20 protein-coding genes are annotated in these 16681 nt (G+C 68.7%); 13 read left to right on the top strand and 7 right to left on the bottom strand.

The features are described 5' to 3' along the window. Positions 1–38: 38 nt before the first annotated feature. Both AC0IYU_RS25875 and AC0IYU_RS25870 read right to left on the bottom strand, forming a co-directional pair. Positions 39–464 carry a RidA family protein gene (locus AC0IYU_RS25875; RefSeq protein ID WP_472122845.1) on the bottom strand — a complete coding sequence of 142 codons (426 nt, stop codon included), beginning with the start codon at positions 462–464 and terminating at the stop codon, positions 39–41. Beyond that, entirely contained in the window at positions 461–1372 is a 912-nt protein-coding gene (locus tag AC0IYU_RS25870; protein ID WP_435439726.1) for a Bug family tripartite tricarboxylate transporter substrate binding protein, read from the bottom strand. The genes AC0IYU_RS25875 and AC0IYU_RS25870 overlap by 4 nt, the downstream gene beginning before the upstream one ends. A gap of 267 nt (positions 1373–1639) precedes the next feature. On the opposite strand from AC0IYU_RS25870, the gene AC0IYU_RS25865 reads away from it, so the two are divergent. Then, positions 1640–2275, top strand: a complete 636-nt coding sequence (locus AC0IYU_RS25865) for a flavin reductase family protein (RefSeq protein ID WP_472122842.1) — start codon at positions 1640–1642, stop codon at positions 2273–2275. After that, complete coding sequence (locus AC0IYU_RS25860; RefSeq protein WP_472122839.1) at positions 2256–3074, top strand: IclR family transcriptional regulator; 819 nt, start codon at positions 2256–2258, stop codon at positions 3072–3074. Before AC0IYU_RS25865 ends, AC0IYU_RS25860 begins: the two co-directional genes overlap by 20 nt. A gap of 8 nt (positions 3075–3082) precedes the next feature. On the opposite strand, the gene AC0IYU_RS25855 is transcribed toward AC0IYU_RS25860, so the two are convergent. Genes AC0IYU_RS25855 through AC0IYU_RS25845 form a run of 3 tightly spaced genes read right to left on the bottom strand, consistent with a single transcriptional unit; the run spans position 3083 to position 4780 of the window. Next, entirely contained in the window at positions 3083–3511 is a 429-nt protein-coding gene (locus AC0IYU_RS25855; protein WP_472122836.1) for a PIN domain-containing protein, read from the bottom strand. Next, positions 3508–3819: a type II toxin-antitoxin system Phd/YefM family antitoxin gene (locus tag AC0IYU_RS25850; protein ID WP_472122833.1), complete on the bottom strand. Its 312-nt coding sequence runs from the start codon at positions 3817–3819 to the stop codon at positions 3508–3510. Before AC0IYU_RS25850 ends, AC0IYU_RS25855 begins: the two co-directional genes overlap by 4 nt. A 52-nt stretch (positions 3820–3871) precedes the next feature. Then, on the bottom strand, positions 3872–4780 hold the full coding sequence (locus AC0IYU_RS25845; RefSeq protein WP_472122830.1) for a LysR family transcriptional regulator: 909 nt from the start codon (positions 4778–4780) through the stop codon (positions 3872–3874). Positions 4781–4957: 177 nt separating this feature from the next. Between AC0IYU_RS25845 and AC0IYU_RS25840 the strand changes: the two genes are divergently transcribed. The 10 genes from AC0IYU_RS25840 (at position 4958) to AC0IYU_RS25795 (ending at position 13001) form a co-directional block, all read left to right on the top strand. Further along, the gene (locus AC0IYU_RS25840) at positions 4958–5677 is read left to right on the top strand and encodes a pirin family protein (RefSeq protein ID WP_472122827.1); all 720 of its coding nucleotides are present in this window, start codon (positions 4958–4960) and stop codon (positions 5675–5677) included. Between the two features lie 152 nt (positions 5678–5829). Continuing rightward, entirely contained in the window at positions 5830–6483 is a 654-nt protein-coding gene (locus tag AC0IYU_RS25835; protein ID WP_435485511.1) for a hydrolase, read from the top strand. A gap of 17 nt (positions 6484–6500) precedes the next feature. After that, on the top strand, positions 6501–6776 hold the full coding sequence (locus tag AC0IYU_RS25830; protein ID WP_472122824.1) for a DUF1427 family protein: 276 nt from the start codon (positions 6501–6503) through the stop codon (positions 6774–6776). A gap of 128 nt (positions 6777–6904) precedes the next feature. Continuing rightward, positions 6905–8797 carry an amidohydrolase gene (locus AC0IYU_RS25825; protein ID WP_472122821.1) on the top strand — a complete coding sequence of 631 codons (1893 nt, stop codon included), beginning with the start codon at positions 6905–6907 and terminating at the stop codon, positions 8795–8797. A 2-nt stretch (positions 8798–8799) separates the two neighbouring features. Continuing rightward, the gene (locus AC0IYU_RS25820) at positions 8800–9210 is read left to right on the top strand and encodes a DoxX family protein (protein WP_472122818.1); all 411 of its coding nucleotides are present in this window, start codon (positions 8800–8802) and stop codon (positions 9208–9210) included. Continuing rightward, a complete protein-coding gene (locus tag AC0IYU_RS25815; protein ID WP_472122816.1) occupies positions 9203–10810 on the top strand; it encodes an MFS transporter in 1608 nt (535 codons plus the stop codon). The genes AC0IYU_RS25820 and AC0IYU_RS25815 overlap by 8 nt, the downstream gene beginning before the upstream one ends. 27 nt (positions 10811–10837) lie before the next feature. Further along, positions 10838–11395, top strand: a complete 558-nt coding sequence (locus AC0IYU_RS25810; RefSeq protein WP_472122813.1) for a Dps family protein — start codon at positions 10838–10840, stop codon at positions 11393–11395. 27 nt (positions 11396–11422) lie between these two features. Continuing rightward, positions 11423–12031: an AraC family transcriptional regulator gene (locus AC0IYU_RS25805; protein WP_472122810.1), complete on the top strand. Its 609-nt coding sequence runs from the start codon at positions 11423–11425 to the stop codon at positions 12029–12031. A 23-nt stretch (positions 12032–12054) separates the two neighbouring features. Further along, complete coding sequence (locus tag AC0IYU_RS25800; protein ID WP_472122807.1) at positions 12055–12372, top strand: GNAT family N-acetyltransferase; 318 nt, start codon at positions 12055–12057, stop codon at positions 12370–12372. 14 nt (positions 12373–12386) lie between these two features. Continuing rightward, positions 12387–13001, top strand: a complete 615-nt coding sequence (locus tag AC0IYU_RS25795) for an antibiotic biosynthesis monooxygenase (protein WP_472122804.1) — start codon at positions 12387–12389, stop codon at positions 12999–13001. Here AC0IYU_RS25795 and AC0IYU_RS25790 read toward each other — a convergent pair. Both AC0IYU_RS25790 and AC0IYU_RS25785 read right to left on the bottom strand, forming a co-directional pair. Continuing rightward, positions 12992–13723, bottom strand: coding sequence for a DUF1275 family protein (locus tag AC0IYU_RS25790; protein ID WP_472122801.1), 732 nt, complete (start codon positions 13721–13723; stop codon positions 12992–12994). The two genes, AC0IYU_RS25795 and AC0IYU_RS25790, sit on opposite strands and share 10 nt — an antisense overlap. 144 nt (positions 13724–13867) lie before the next feature. Next, positions 13868–14890, bottom strand: coding sequence for a S1C family serine protease (locus tag AC0IYU_RS25785; RefSeq protein ID WP_472122799.1), 1023 nt, complete (start codon positions 14888–14890; stop codon positions 13868–13870). 338 nt (positions 14891–15228) lie between these two features. Between AC0IYU_RS25785 and AC0IYU_RS25780 the strand changes: the two genes are divergently transcribed. Beyond that, the gene (locus AC0IYU_RS25780) at positions 15229–16674 is read left to right on the top strand and encodes a catalase (protein WP_472122796.1); all 1446 of its coding nucleotides are present in this window, start codon (positions 15229–15231) and stop codon (positions 16672–16674) included. Positions 16675–16681: the final 7 nt, after the last annotated feature.

The raw sequence follows: 16681 nt of genomic DNA, 5'->3' as shown, positions 1-16681 counted from the left end.
GTCGGGGTGGTTGTGTGTGCGTTCGTGTGGGGCGCCGGTCAGGCGATCCAGGCGGTGAAGCTGCACTCGACGAGCTTTCCCATGTCGAGCTCGGGCGCGACGATCGCGTGGCGCGCGGGCCGCGAGGCGGCGTCGGGGAACATCTCCAGCCAGGGCACGTTGAGCGCGGGGCGCTGGCTGCGGTCCTTCATCCAGACGGTGAGCTTCACGATGTCCCGCGTGCCGCCGCCCGCCGCTTCCACGATGCGGCGCACGTTGTCGAGCATGAAGCGGCACTGCGCCTCGATGGTCTCTGCAGGCTTGCCCGTGGCCGGGTCGTTGCCCTGTATGCTGCCGCTCTCCAGCAGCGGGCCGATGCGGCAGGCCGCCGGAATGGGGTTCTTGTGGCCGAAGCCGTCGATGTAGACGCTGGTGCGCGCGGCGGGCGCGGCGCGCACCAGGAGGGATGTGGTCGGGGTGCTCATTCGGCGGAAATGTTGGCTTGCTTGATGACGGGCATCCACCGCGCGTCTTCCTTGGTCAGGAACTGGGTGAACTGCGCGGGCGTGCTGCCGCGGGCCTCGGAGCCCAGCGTCTGGAAGCGGGCCTGCACGGCCTTGTCGGCAAGGATCTTCTGCAGCGCCTCGGACAGGCGCGTGACGATTTCCTTGGGCGTGGCGCGCGGCGCGAGGATGCCGGTGAAGGTCTCGGTGCTGAAGTCCTTGAAGCCGGCCTCCTGCAGCGTCGGCACGTCGGGCAGCTGCGGCAGCCGCTTGGGCGAGGTGACCGCGAGCGCGCGCGTGCGGCCTTGCTGGATGAAGGGCCCGGCCACCGAGATCTGGTCGAAGTTGAACTGCACCTGGCCGCCCAGCAGGTCGGTGGTGGCCGGCGCGTTGCCCTTGTAGTGCACGGTGGTCCAGTGCGCGCCGCTTTCGCGCTGCAGGTATTCGCTCACCAGGTGGTTCTGCGTGCCTGCGCCGGGCGAGGCCATGGTCAGCGTGTTGCCGGGCTTCTTGCCTTCGGCCACGAGGTCGGCCACGGTCTTGTAGGGCGTGGACGGATGCACCTGCAGCACCAGCGGCGTGAACGACACCGAGCTGACCGGCGCGAAGTCCTTCTTCCAGTCGTAGGCGTTGCGCTTGAAGATGGTCGGCGAGAAAAGAATGGGCCCGTTCGCGCCCATGAAGAAGGTGTAGCCGTCGGGCGCAGCCTTGGCCGCGTACTCGGCCGCGATCATGCCGCCGGCGCCGGGGCGGTTGTCCACGATGAAAGGCTGCTTGAACACCGCCTGCAGCTGCTCGCTGATGATGCGCGCGGCGCCGTCCACGTTGCCGCCCGGGGGGTAGGGCAGCACCAGCTTCACGGGTTTGTCGGGCCAATCGGCCTGCGCCATGGCGGGCAGTGCGGCAAGGGTGGTGCATGCGGCCACGGCGGCGGTGGCGATGAGTGTCTTCAAGTCATGTCTCCTGAATTCGGCGCCGGCACCGCGAGTTGGCTGCGGTTTGATCGGCGACCCGTCCACTCTAAGAATCCGGCGCCGGATGCTGCAATGCAATATCCTCGGGTTGTTCCATATGGTGGACGTTTTGTAAAAGTCGGCGCCCGGTGCCGCCGCGGCGCTGCCGACAATCGAGGCCCAGCCAACCCACAAGGCCCACCCATGTTTCTCGATGCCGGCGATCTTTCGCCCGAAGCCACCTACCGCCTGATGAGCGGCATCGTCGTGCCGCGCCCGATCGCCTGGATCACCACCGTGTCGGAGGCCGGGGTGGTCAATCTCGCCCCGTTCTCCTGCTTCACCTTCGTGTCGAACAAGCCGCCGCTGCTGGGCGTGAACATCGGGCGCAAGGCGGGCCTTCGCAAGGACACGGGCGCCAACATCCATGCACTGGGCGAGTTCGTCGTGAACATCGGCACCGCCTCGCAGATGGTCGCCATCCACGAAAGCAGCGCCGAGCACGCCCCCGACGTGAGCGAGACCGAGCTGCTCGGCCTGGGCACCGTGCCCTGCAGCACGGTGCGGGTGCCGCGCCTGGCGGACGCGCCGGTGAGCATGGAGTGCAGGCTGGAGCGCGTCATCTCCTTCGGCGACACGGGCGCGGAGTTCTTCGTCGGCGAAGTCACGGCCTTCCACCTGCGCGACGGCCTCATGCGCGAGGGCAAGGTCGACACGCGCGCGCTCGATCCTGTGTGCCGCATCGGCGGGCCGAACTACGCGACCCTCGGCGAGATCGTCACGCTGCGCGGCATGCAGCAAACGCCCAAGGCGGTGATGGATGGCCGCGGCGGCGGATAAGGACAACGCCGCCGCCACCGCCGGCGCGCAGAGCGTGCGCCGCGCGCTCGCGGTGCTGCGCGTGCTGGCCACCGGCCAGGAGCGCGGCGTGCGCCTGACCGACGTGGTGAGCCACACCGGCCTGAACCGGCCCACGGTGCACCGGCTGCTGCGCGTGCTGGTGGAAGAAGGCGCGGTGGAGCAGGACGCGTCCACCCGACGCTACCTGGTCGGCGGCGAGGTCTCGCTGCTTGGCCTGGCGCGCGCGAGCCGCTTCCCCATCCAGGCCATCGCCGAGCCGCACCTGCGCCACCTGAGCGAGAGCCTGGGCGACACGGCCTTCCTCACCATCCGCAACGGCACCGACTCGGTGTGCATCGACCGGCGGCCCGGCAGCTTTCCGGTGAAGGTGCTGTCGATCGAGATCGGCGCGCGGCGCCCGCTGGGCGTGGGCGTGAGCGGCCTCGTGCTGCTGGCGTCGCTGCCCGCCGAAGAGGCGGCGGACGTGGTGCGGCGCAACGCGCGGCGGCTCGCGGCCCTGCATGTGGACCCGGCCGACCTGCTGGCACGCGCGGTGCGCACCCGCGCCCAGGGCTATTCCTACGCGCCGGTCGGCGTGGTGCCGGGTTCGCGCGCGGTCGCGGTGCCGGTCTGCCTGGCCGACGGCCGCACCGTCGCCGGACTGGCGATCGCCACCATCACCGAGCGGCTGCCCGATGCGCGGGTCGAGAGCGTGGTTGCGCAGATGCGCGAGAGGGCCCGGCTGATCGGCGCGCAGGCGGCGGAACTGGCGCGCAGGAAGTCGGCGCGGCGCGAATAAGAAATGATCTACTGCTCCAGCCAAGGATTGACGAGCATTGCGCCCGTTTTGACAAATCCACCGGTGTCTCGCGACACGATGGTCAGCCCGTGATGCAAGGCTGTAGCGGCAATGATGAGATCAGGCTGCGGAAAGGTGTGGCCGGATTTGCGTCCTTCCTCGACCAGCAGCCGCCACTTGAACATGATGTCTTCGCTGACCGGCAGAACGCGGTTCTCGAACATTGGGCGCAGTTGCAGATTCAGCCAGTCTTTGAGGGACGCGCGTTTGTGCATGTCCTCGATCAATTCGATGCCGAACCGGATTTCTGCAAAGGTGACGGCACTTACGAACAGGCTGTCGAGCGGCTGCGCGCTGATGAAGGCCACGACCCCCGGCTCCGGTCGAGCACGCCGCAACTCGGACAGGATGTTGGTATCGAGCAGCCAGCCTTTCACAACTGCACGTCCCGAACCGGAGAGGTTTCGGACGGCGCGAGAACCAGATCGATGTCGCGATGCGGCGAGGCTTGCAGCGCGTCCACCAAGGCCTTGCCTGTTTGCGCTCCCTGCAGGCGCCGAAAATCTTCGGCGGCGATGACGACGACTTCATCGCGACCGTGAACGGTCACGTGCTGCGGCCCCTCGCTGCGGACCAGCCGCACCAACTCGCTGAAGCGTGCCTTGGCATCCTGGAGCAACCAGTATCCCGGCGGAGGCGCTGGCCGTTTGGGCGGTCGATTTCCCGGTTGATTGAATCTGGTCATAGCGACCAGATTAGCAGGGCGGGCGGGTCGACGCAAGAAGAGCAACCGGCGTTCACACCGACCGCGGCAACAACGCCGGCACCAGCTGCCGGTTCAACTGCTTCACCCACCACTTCAGCGCCTGCCCCATGACGCCGGTCTTCCAGCCCAGCCAGAACGCCTCGGGCGCGCGCGGCTCCTCGGTCTGCAGCTCGACCAGCGTGCCGCGCGCCAGCTCGCCCGCGATGCAGGCGCGCGGCAGGAAGCCGTGCCCGAGGCCGGCCACCTGGCAGGCGATCTTCGCGGGCATGGAGGGCACCGCGATGCGCGGCTGGCCCGCGAGCAGGCCCACGGTGCGGTCCGACAGCGTGCGGGCGCTGTCGCTCACCACGATGGCGTTGTGCTCCAGCAGGTCGCCGCGCTGCAGCGGGTGCGTCACCCGGGCCAGCGCATGCGTGGGCGCGACGCAGAAGGCGAAGTCGAGGCTGCCCACCATCACGGCCTGGTAGCCGCCGCCGGCGGGCCCTTCGCCCGCGGCGATGACCACGTCGGCGCGGCCCTCGCGCAGCGCCTCCCAGCTGCCGGTGAGCGCCTCGCAGCCGATGCGCAGCCGCGTGCCGCAGCGCAGGTCTTCGAAGGCGCGCACGTCGTCGATGAGCGCCTGCGTGGGAATGAGCGAGTCGTGCACCAGCCGCAGCTCCGACTCGAAGCCGGTGGCGATCTGCCGCATGCGCGATTCCAGGTCGCTCGCGGCGCTCAGCAGCCAGCGCCCCTCCTTGAGCATTTGGCTGCCGGCGGCGGTGAGCGTCACGCGCGGGCCGTTGCGCTCGAACAGCTGCATGCCCAACTGCTCCTCGAGCTTGCCGACCGCATACGAGATGGTGGAGGGCACCTTGTTCAGGCGCGCGGCGGCGGCCGCGAACGAGCCGTGGCGGTCGATGGCGTCGACCACCTCGATGGCTTCCAGGCTGAGTTTGAGCACGTGTGGTTCCTTCGAAAAAGCCGGGCCGAATCAATGATCGAAAAATTCGATCATAGACGGCAAAAGGTTTCGCCAACAGCCCCAGCGTGAAGCCCGAAGATTCATCCCATGCCTCGGAAATACCTCCGACGCCAATTGTGAATTCAATCGAATTCAAACACTGCCAAGGAGTGAATCATGTTGGACATTCGCAGCGCCGCCGACCGTGGGATCGCAGACTTCGGCTGGCTCAAGTCGCGCCACACCTTCTCGTTCGGCCACTACCACGACCCGAAGCAGGAAGGCTTCTCCGACCTGCTGGTGATCAACGACGACCGCGTCGCGCCCGGCCGCGGTTTCGGCACCCACCCGCACCGCGACATGGAAATCTTCTCGTACGTGCTCGACGGCGCGCTCGAGCACAAGGACTCGATGGGCACGGGCTCGGTCATCCGCCCCGGCGACGTGCAGATGATGAGCGCCGGCACCGGCGTGCGCCACAGCGAGTTCAACTCGTCGGCCACCGAGCCGCTGCACTTCCTGCAGATCTGGATCGTGCCGGGCGCCAAGGGCGTGGCACCGCGCTACCAGCAGGTGCACTTCGCGCCTCAGGACAAGCGCGGCCGCCTGCGCCTGATCATTTCGCCGGACGGCACCGACGGCTCGCTCGCGGTGCACCAGGACGCCCGCGTGTACGCCGGCCTGTTCGACGGCGACGAGACCGCCTCGCTGGCCTTCGGCCCCGAGCGCAACGCCTACGTGCACGTGGCGCGCGGCAGCGTCGAGGTCAACGGGCAGCGCATGTCCGAAGGCGACGGCGCACGGGTGCGCAACGCGCAGCAGATCGAACTGGCGCGCGGCGAAGGCGCCGAGGTGCTGGTGTTCGACCTGCGCCCGAACGAGCTGCCCGCGTTCTGAGCGGCGGCAAATGTCCAAACGGCCTCATTAATCGACAAGACAGGCACCCTCGCTGAAACGAGGATGCACGCCAGAGGCCAGCAACCGTTTCCAAGGGGCCACGCCCCGCTTTTTTTCTCGCTCTCACCTCAACCTCGTCACGGAGTCAACCCATGTCCATCAAAGCCACCCCCACCGCCGGCGCCAAGCTCCTCACCCCCAAGGACCACACGCTGGTCATGATCGACTTCCAGTCGCAGATGGCCTTCGCCACGCACTCGATCGAAGCCATCACGCTGCGCAACAACGCCGCGCTCGTGGCCAACGCGGCCGCCGGCTTCGGCGTGCCGACCGTGCTCACCACCGTGGCCGAGAAGAGCTTCTCGGGCCCGATGTTCAGCGAGATCACCGATGCCTTCCCGGGCCAGAAGATGCTCGACCGCACCTCCATGAACACCTGGGAAGACGCGGCCGTCATCGCCCGCATCAACGAGATCGGCAAGCCGCGCATCGTGCTGTCGGGCCTGTGGACCGGCGTGTGCATCGTCGGCCCGGCGCTGTCGGCCATCGACCAGGGCTTCGAGGTGTTCGTGATTGCCGACGCCTGCGGCGACGTGTCGGCCGAGGCGCACAACCGCGCGATGGACCGCATGGTGCAGGCCGGCGCGCAACCCATGACCTCGCTGCAGTACCTGCTCGAGCTGCAACGCGACTGGGCCCGCACCGACACCTACGAGATGACCACCGGCATCGCGAAGAAGTTCGGCGGCGCCTACGGCCTGGGCGTGACCTACGCCAAGACCATGTTCGGCGCGCACGAAGGCTGAACCCGGCGGTGACGAAGATGAAGCCCTATGTTCTGTCGCTCGCGCTCGGCCTGCTGGTCGGTGTGATCTACGCACTGTTCCAGGTGCGTTCGCCGGCCCCGCCGGTCATCGCCCTCGTGGGGCTTCTGGGCATCCTGCTCGGCGAGCAGTTGCCGCCGCTCATCAAGAGCGTGATCAAGCCGCAGGCCACCGCGACCTCATGGCTGCAGCACCAGGTCAAGCCGCACGTGTTCGGCGAGTTGCCGCAATGCACCAAGGCCGAGCCGGGCGCCGCTGCGCGCAAAGACGCATGAACGATCCGCTGGACGAACAACGCCGCCGGCTGTGCCTGGGCACGCTCGGCGCCGCGGCCCTTGCAGGGACGGCAAGTGCGCAGGCGACCGGGACGGCAGGCGTCCAAACCACACAAAGGAAACCCGACATGGCTGGCACCACCGCCCCCGACCTCATCCTGCACAACGGCCGCTTCACCACGCTGGACCGCGCCAACCCCACGGCCAGTGCCGTGGCCATCAAGGACGGCCGCTTCCTTCGCGTGGGCCGCGGCGAAGACGTGCTGCCGCTGGCCGGCAGCGGCACCCGCGTGGTCGACCTGCAGGGCAAGACCGTGCTGCCGGGCCTGATCGACAACCACCTGCACATCATTCGCGGCGGGCTGAACTACAACCTCGAGCTGCGCTGGGACGGCGTGCGCAGCCTGGCCGATGCCATGGGCATGCTCAAGCGCCAGGTCGCCATCACGCCCGCGCCGCAGTGGGTGCGCGTGGTGGGCGGTTTCACCGAGCACCAGTTCGCTGAAAAGCGCCTGCCCACCATCGAGGAGCTGAACGCCGTGGCGCCCGACACGCCGGTGTTCATCCTGCACCTGTACGACCGCGCGCTGCTCAACGGTGCCGCCCTGCGCGCCGTGGGCTACACCCGCGACACGCCCGCGCCGCCCGGCGGCGAGATCGTGCGCGACGGCGCCGGCAACCCCACCGGCCTGCTGCTGGCCAAGCCCAACGCGTCCATCCTCTACGCCACGTTGGCCAAGGGCCCGAAGCTGCCGCTGGACTACCAGGTCAACTCCACGCGCCACTTCATGCGCGACCTGAACCGCCTGGGCGTGACCGGCGCCATCGACGCGGGCGGCGGCTTCCAGAACTACCCCGAGGACTACCAGGTGATCCAGCAGCTGGCCGACGCCGGCCAGCTGACCATTCGCCTGGCCTACAACCTGTTCACGCAGAAGCCCAAGCAGGAAAAGCAGGACTTCCTGAACTGGACGGCGACCTCCAAGTACAAGCAGGGCGACGACTACTTCCGCCACAACGGCGCGGGCGAAATGCTCGTGTTCTCGGCCGCCGACTTCGAGGACTTCCGCCAGCCGCGCCCCGACATGGCGCCCGAGATGGAAGGCGAGCTCGAAGAGGTGGTGCGCGTGCTGGCGCAGAACCGCTGGCCCTGGCGCCTGCATGCCACGTACGACGAGACCATCGAGCGTGCGCTCGACGTGTTCGAGAAGGTCAACCAGGACACGCCGCTGGCCGGCCTGAACTGGTTCTTCGACCACTGCGAAACCATCTCCGAGAAGTCGATCGACCGCATCGCGGCGCTGGGCGGCGGCATTGCCGTGCAGCACCGCATGGCCTATCAGGGCGAGTACTTCGTGGAGCGCTACGGCGCCGGTGCGGCCGAGGCCACGCCGCCGGTCAAGCGCATGCTGGAGAAGGGCGTGAACGTGTCCGCCGGCACCGACGCCACGCGCGTGGCCTCGTACAACCCGTGGGTGTCGCTGTCGTGGCTGGTCACGGGGCGCACCGTGGGCGGCATGCAGCTGTACCCGCAGCGCAACTGCGTGGACCGCGAGACCGCCCTGCGCATGTGGACCGAGAAGGTGACCTGGTTCTCCAACGAGGTCGGCAAGAAGGGTCGCATCGAGGCCGGCCAGCTGGCCGACCTGATGGTGCCCGACCGCGACTTCTTCGGCTGCGCCGAATCGGACATCGCCGACACCACCGCGCTGCTGACGATGGTCGGCGGCAAGGTGGTCTACGGCGCCGGCCCGTTCGCGCCGCTGGACGAAGGCACGCCGCCCGCGGCCATGCCCGACTGGTCGCCCGCGCGCACCTTCGGCGGCTACGGCGGCTGGGCCGACACGAAGGAAGGTGCGCCGCTGCAGAAGGTGTTGCGCAACGCGGCAGCGGCCTGCGCCTGCGCGAACGACTGCAACGTGCACGGCCACCAGCACGCCACGGCCTGGAGCAGCAAGCTGCCCATTGCGGACCTGAAGAGCTTCTGGGGCGCGCTGGGTTGCGCCTGCTGGGCGGTATGAACATGCGCTGGACCCCCTCTTTCGTGACCGCTCCCGCGCTGCGCTGGATTGCCTTGCTGCTGCTGTGCGCCGCCTACCTGCAGGGCGGCCTGAACAAGGCGCTGGACTTCGGCTCGGCCATCGCCGAGATGAACCACTTCGGCGTGTCGCCTGCGGCGCCCATGGCGGCGGCGGTGATCGTGCTGGAGCTGGGCGCCTCGGTGCTCATCCTCACGGGCTTCTACCGCTGGCTGGGCGCCCTGGCGCTGGGCGCGTTCACGCTGTTCGCCACCTTCGTGGCGCTGCGCTTCTGGCAGATGCCTGTGGGGCAGGAGCGCTTCATGGCCGCGAACTCGTTCTTCGAGCACCTGGGCCTGGTCGGCGGCTTCGTGCTGGTGGCCTGGCACGACCTGAAGGAGCGTGCGCATGGCTGAGGCCGCCACGACCGCAAAGACCAAAAAAGCCGAAAAGGCCGGCGGCAGCTTCGCGCCGCTGCGCCAGCCGGTCTTCGCCGTGCTGTGGGCCGCCACCGTGCTGGGCAACATCGGCAGCTTCATGCGCGACGTGGCCAGTTCGTGGCTGGTGACCGACCTGTCGGCCAGCCCGACGGCGGTGGCGCTCATTCAAACGGCGGCCACGCTGCCCATCTTCTTGCTCGCCATTCCGGCGGGCGTGCTGTCGGACATCCTCGACCGCCGGCGCTTCCTGATCTTCGTGCAGCTGGTGCTGGCCAGTGTCAGCGGCACGCTGCTGGTGCTGTCGCACACCGGCTCGCTCACCGTCGAATACCTGATCGGGCTGACCTTCGTCGGCGGCATCGGCGCGGCATTGATGGGGCCGACCTGGCAGTCGATCGTGCCCGAGCTGGTGCCCAGGTCCGACCTGAAGAGCGCCGTGGCGCTGAACTCGCTGGGCATCAACATCGCGCGTTCCATCGGGCCGGCCGCGGGCGGGCTGATCCTCGCGAGCTTCGGCGCGGCCATGACCTATGGCGCCGACGTGCTCAGCTATGTGTTCGTCATCGCGGCGCTGCTGTGGTGGAAGCGCCCGGCCGCGGTGGACAGCGGCCTGTCGGAGAACTTCCTGGGCGCCTTCCGCGCCGGCCTGCGCTACACGCGCGCCAGCAAGGAGCTGCACCGCGTGATGCTGCGCGCGGCCGTGTTCTTCCTGTTCGCCAGTTCGGTGTGGGCGCTGCTGCCGCTGGTGGCGCGCCAGATGCTGGGCGGCACGGCCGGTTTCTACGGTGTGCTGCTGGGCGCGGTGGGCGCGGGCGCCATCGCCGGTGCGCTGGTCATGCCGCGGCTGCGCGCGCGGCTGGACGCCGACGGGCTGGTGCTGCTGGCCTCGGTGATCACCGCCGCGGTGATGGGCGCGCTGGTGTTCGCGCCGCCCAAGTGGCTGGCCGTGCTGCTGCTGTTGCTGCTGGGCCTGGGCTGGATCATTGCGCTGACCACGCTCAACGGCGTGGCGCAAGCCATCCTGCCGAACTGGGTGCGCGGGCGCGGGCTGGCGGTGTACCTCACCGTGTTCAACGGCGCCATGGCGGCCGGCAGCCTGGGCTGGGGGCTCGTTGCGCAGGAAATCGGCGTGCCTTACACGCTGGTGGCCGGCGCCGTCGGCCTCGTCATCGTGGCGCTGCTGTTCCATCGCGCACGTTTGCCCACGGGCGAGTCGGACCTGCAGGCCTCCAACCACTGGCCCGAGCCGCTGGTGGCCGAACCCATCGCGCACGACCGCGGCCCGGTGATGGTGCAGGTCGAGTACCGCATCCGCAAGGAAGACCGCCCGGCCTTCCTCGACGCCATGAAGCGCCTGTCGCTGGAGCGCCGCCGCGACGGTGCCTACGCCTGGGGCGTGACCGAGCACACCGGTGACGCCGAGCGCGTGATGGAGTGGTTCCTCGTGGAGTCGTGGGCCGAGCACCTGCGCCAGCACCACCGCGTGTCGCATGCCGACGCCGATCTGCAAAGCGAGGCCGTGCGCTTCCACATCGGGCCGGAGAAGCCCGTGGTGCATCACTTTCTTTCTCTCTGAAACCCAAGACCTCCAAGGAACAACCTCATGGCCACCTCCAAACCCCTCAAGACAGCCAGGTCCGTCAAGGCACTGGCCGGCAGCACCAAGGCACGCCGCACCGCGTCGCTGCATACGCCCAGCGACCTCGGCGCCGATGCCACGCGCGACATTTCCGCGGCGCTCAACGTGCTGCTGGCCGACGTGTTCGCGCTGTACTTCAAGACCAAGAACTTCCACTGGCACATGTCGGGCCCGTCGTTTCGCGACTACCACCTGCTGCTCGACGAGCAGGCCGACCAGATCTTCGCCACGGTCGACCCCATTGCCGAGCGCGTGCGCAAGGTGGGCGGCACCACGCTGCGCTCCACCGGCCATGCCGCGCGGCTGCAGCGCCTGTCCGACAACGACGCCGACTTCGTGACGCCCATCGGCATGCTGGCCGAGCTGCGCGAGGACAACCAGCGCCTGGCCGGTTTCATGCGCGCCACGCACACGGTGTGCGACGAATACGGCGACGTGGCCACCGCCAGCGTGCTGGAGAACTGGATCGACGAGGCCGAGCGGCGCACCTGGTTCCTGTTCGAGTCGGTGCGCCAGGGCTGAGAAGATCTGAGGCGACCGTCTTCCCAGATGCACGCGACAGGCGCTTACGGCGACCTGCTGGGACGGTACTTCGAAGTGCCGTGCGCGCCCGCGCTCGTCATGTTGCCGACAGCATCCGCGACGCCGTTCGTCGCCACGCGCATCACCTGCCTGCCCGACCAGCTGGGCATGAAGCAGGAGATTCCGCCCGAAGACGCTTTCGCGGTCACGCTGCATCTCGCCGGTGTGGCACACCACGAACTCTGGGTGCGCGGGCGGCCTTCGGTGGTGCGCGGCTATGCGCCCGGCGCGATCAGCATCGTCGACCTGCGCGACGAGGTGGCGAGCTACCTGGGCACGCCGCTCGACGCGCTGCAGTTCTATGTGCCGCGCGCGCTGGTGCGCGGCGTGGCCGACGCGGCGGGCCTGGCGCGCGTGAGCGGCCTGGCCTGCGCGCCGGGCCTGGTCGATCCGGTGATGTGCAACCTGGGCGCGGCCGTGCTGGCCCTGTTCGAGCGGCGCGAGCCCGAAGGATCGGCCGTGCAGCAACACCTGGCCCTGGCCATCTGCGCCCACCTGGTGCACCGGTTCGGAAACAATGGCGACACCGGAACCACGGCGCCGCAGGCCGTGCGGCCACTGCCGCATCTGCATTGAAGCGCCCCTATAGAGAATCTTTCATGACCACTTCTTCCACGCCCTCTTCGGTTCAGGACAACCCCGCGAAGCACCGCTTCGAGTACGCGTCGCAGGGCGAACGCGCGGTCGCCATCTATTCGCTGGACGGCGACGTCATCACCTTCATCCACACGCTGGTGCCCGAGGCGCTGCAGGGGCAGGGCATTGCGAAGCAGCTGGTGCTCGCGGGCCTGGCGTCGGCGCGCGAGCGCGGGCTGCGCGTGATTCCGCAGTGCCCCGTGTTCGCCGCCTACATGCGTGCGCACCCCGAGACGCACGACCTGCTGGCCGACGAGGGCCGCACGCTGCTCGGCCTTTGACAAGGAGCGCGCGCATGACCGCCGACGACCGCCACCCCGAGCTGCGCACCGCCACGCTGGACGAGATTGCCGGGCGCGCGCTGCCCGGCGCCGAAACCGTCACCGCCGTGATCCAGCAGACCGTCAGGCGCGAGGCCGTGGCCGCCTACGAGCAATGGCTGAAGAAGGTGGTGCCGATCGCCGCACGCTTTCCGGGGCACCGCGGCGTGAACGTCATCCACCCGGCGGCGGGCGGCCTGCAGTACACCATCACCATCCGCTTCGATTCGCTCGCGCACGCGCAGGACTGGTTCGCCTCGGGGGCGCGGCGGGAATTGGTCGAAGAGGTGGCTCCCTTGCTCGACGCCGACGAGAAGGTCGAAACGCGCACCGGCCTCGAGTTCTGGTTTCACCCGCCCGCCGGGCAACCGCCGGCCAGGCGCTACAAGCAGTTCCTGCTGACGCTGTCGGTGATCTACCCGCTGACCGTGGCGGTGCCGGCGGTGTTTCACCGGCTGCTGGCGCCGGTGCCGGTGGTGTCGAACTACTGGGTGGAGCACCTTGTTGCCTCGGCGGCCATCGTCGGGCTGATGGTGTATGTCGTCATGCCCAGGTACACGCGCCTGATGGCGCGCTGGCTCTACAAGTGACCGGGTGAGGCCTTGAGTGCCGGCACCGCCGGTGGCGCGGTGGGGTCGCCCTCGTGCGTGCTGCGCTGGAGCACCACCGACAGCGCGGCCAGCACGGGCGGCACCGCAAAGCACCACACGTTCCATCGCGCGTAGATCAGCGCCGCCGCCGCGCAGCCGGCGGCGAACCAGGCCACGGCCAGCGCCATGCGCCGCATGCGCGTGCGTGCGGCGGCGGCTTCTTCGGGCGCCTGTCCGCCGCGCAGCAGGTCGGCCAGGTCGACCATCACCTGCGTGGTGGTGCCGGTCATCAGGGTGGTCGGCGGCGCGCTGCCCAGGTGGATGCGGTGCACCGCGTTCTGGATGGCCATGGCCGACACCAGCACCAGGCCCGTGAGCATCGCGGTGGCGCTGTCGCCGTCGGCGAACGGGCCGTAGTGGATGGCGAGGATGCCGCCGGCCAGCAGCAGCGCGGCCTTCAGGATCAGCATCGTGCGCAGCACCGGCAGGCCGAACCCGGGCAGGCCGTAGCTCAGCCAGCGCGCGAGCATCACCACCACGCAGAACACCGGCAGTGCCAGCAGCTTGGTCAGCGTGCCCGAGGTGCCGTGCACCAGCGCCGCGCCGATGGTCACGAAGTTGCCCGTCACGTGCGCGGTGAACAGGCCGTGCAGCGCCAGGAAGCCCGCGGTGTCGACGAAGCCGCCGTTGAGGCTCATGAGCTGGGGCAGGGTGGGTTTCATGGAAGACCTTCACGTGAGGGCGGCGAGGAAGCTCGCAGCGCGCGGTGTGAATGGTGCGCCATGGCGCCAGTGCGGTCTTGTCGTGTTGGCTTGCGCTTTGCACATTTGCGGCGCCGCGCTCGCGCAAAGGGAAAAGGGCCCGCTCTATCGCACGATCAGCTTCGTTCGTTCTCCGCTCGCAGCGTTGACCAGTTGAACGTCCTCCCCATCCTTCACGGTGTAGTAGCACAGACGGCTCCAGCCGGGCGCGTTGAACGTCGCGCACATGGTGTCGTCTCGCACCTCCCAGTAGCCCCATGCGGTCGACTTTGCGTTCCTTGCATAGATGCGGCCGGCTGAAAACGTCAACTCGACGGTGCCGAAGTTCGCTGGATCGCGCGGATGTCGATACGTCCAGGTCTTGCCGAGCAGCATCGGCATCTCCAGGTGCAACCTGGGTGTACCTGGCACTTCGGGACGTGCCGAGCCTTGCTGCACCACCGGGAGCGTGCTTGACGGCTTGTTGTACGCCGCCAGGGCGAGGCGGCCCCGCTCGGGCAGGTCGAGAATCCAATCGGCCGGTCGTGCGAAGTTGAGGTTCTGGGCCGTGCCGGTGATGCCCGACGTCGTGATTCCCACCAGTCGGCCTTGTTCATCGAACAAGCCGCCGCCGCTCGACCCGGGCGAAATCGGTGCGGAGATCTGGATGTACTCGATGGCTCCGCTGCTGTTTCGCCGGAGCGCAGAGACCAGGCCGTCGCTCATGGTTTGCTCGAGCGAGCGCGGGGTGCCGATCGTGTAGATCTTCTGCCCCACTCTCAGCGTGGCAACGGACGCCGTCGTGACGGCAGGCGCCGTGAAATTGTCGACCTTGACCGAACACAGGTCGCGTTCCGTGTCGGGATATTCGAGTTGCGCCTGGAACGTCACGTTCTCGTGTTTCACCATGATCGCCCCGGCTTTCGCGAGTACATGGCAGTTCGTGACCAGCCTTCCTCTTTCGATCACGACGCCGGTCCCTGTGCTGAGAGGCTTGCCTTGGGGATCGAGCGTGGTGATGACCCAGATCGAAGGTGACGCGCGTTGGAACAGCTCCTCCGCCGACATGGCATGGGAGAGCGTTGGCGCGCTGGCGAGGATGCCCGGTCCAAGCAGGGCCCAGGTGACGGTGCCGCAGGCAGCGGCCACGGCGTTTCGCCTGTTGGATGCAGCGCGACGGGTGCGCGAGGCTGCATTCTTCCCGGCACTGGGCAAACGACGACTCATGATCTTGATGGCGGTCCGCGAAAAGCACAAAAGGTGGCACTGCGACGCAGACTGCCGCGCTCGAAACTAGTTTGCGGATGCTTACCGCATGCTGACCAGGCGATGGGCGTGCGCGCGGGGCTGCTCGCATGGCTTGCCTCGCCGAGAAGCGCCCCGGCCACGGCGTTCAACCCGCGCGACTCTTCTTCAAGACGCGCCGGCCGCCCCGCGGTACACATCGCACGGGCATCTGCCCCGAGCCACCGACCCAAGCCCATCCCATGCCCCCCGAAAGCAGCAGGCCGCCCACCCTGACCACCACCGGCGGCGCGCCCGTGGCGAACAGCCAGCACTCGATCACCGCGGGGCCGCGCGGGCCGATCCTGCTGCAGGACTACCAGATGGCCGAGAAGCTCGCCTACCTGGCGCGCGAGCGCATTCCCGAGCGGGTGCTGCACGCCAAGGGCGCGGCCGCCTTCGGCACGCTGCGCATCACCGGGGACATTGCGCGCCACACCCGTGCGAGCGTGTTCCAGCCGGGCCAGCACACGCCGGTGCTGGTGCGCTTCTCGGGCCTCACGGGCGAACGCGGCAGTGCGGATGCGGAGCGCGACATGCGCGGCTTTGCGCTGAAGGCCTACACGCAGGAAGGCAACTGGGACTTGGTCGGCAGCCACCTGCCGGTGGCCTGCATCCGCGATCCGCAGAAGTTTCCCGACCTGGTGCGCGCGCTGAAGCGCCACCCCGTCAGCCACCTGCGCTCGCCCACCGCCATCTGGGACTTCTGGTCGCTCTCGCCGGAAAGCATGCACCAGATCGTGATGCTGTTCTCCGACCGCGGCCTGCCGCTGAGCTACCGCCACATGCACGGCTACGGCGCGCACGCCTTCGGGCTGATCAACGCGGCCAACGAGCGCACCTGGGTCAAGTTCCACCTGAAGACGCAGCAGGGCATTCGCCACCTGACCAACGCGCAGGCGCGCGAAGCCATCGCCGGCGACCGCGAGAGCGCGCAACGCGACCTGTTCGAGGCCATCGAGCGTGGCGAGCATCCGCGCTGGGCGCTGCATGTGCAGCTGATGAGCGAGGCGCAGGCGGCGGGGCTGCCCTTCAACCCCTTCGACCCCACCAAGGTGTGGCCGCAGGACGCGTTTCCGCTGGTCGAGCTCGGCCTGCTCACGCTGGACGCCAACCCCGACAACTATTTCGCGCAGGTGGAGCAGGCCACCTTCGACCCGGCGCACCTGGTGCCGGGCATCTGCATCTCGCCCGACAAGCTGCTGCAGGGACGCCTGCTGGCCTATGCCGACGCGCAGCGCTACCGCGTGGGCACGCACCACGCGGCGCTGCCGGTGAACCGGCCGAGGTCCGAGGTGCACACCTACCACGCCGACGGCGCCATGCGCATGGATGTGCCGGCGCGCACCGATGCCTACTACGAGCCCAACTCCTTCGGCGGCCCGCGACCCGACCGCCGGCTGGCGGAGCCCGCGCTGCCGTTGAGCGGCGATGCCGCGCGCTTCGACGACCGGCAGGGGCTGGGCGACTACGCGCAGGCGGCCGCGCTGTACCGGCGCATGGACGACGGCGAGCGGCAGCGGCTGGCCGCCAACATCGCGGCGTCGATGGACGGCGTGCCCGAGACCATCCAGCGGCGGCAGGTGGCGCACTTCCATCTGGTGGATGCGGCCTTGGGCGAGGACGTGGCGGCGCACCTGCTGCGCTGAATGGCGG

This window comes from Variovorax sp. AC103 (genome assembly GCF_979254005.1).
Note: the sequence above shows the minus strand (reverse complement) of the source record. Positions and strands in the feature narration are given on the sequence as shown.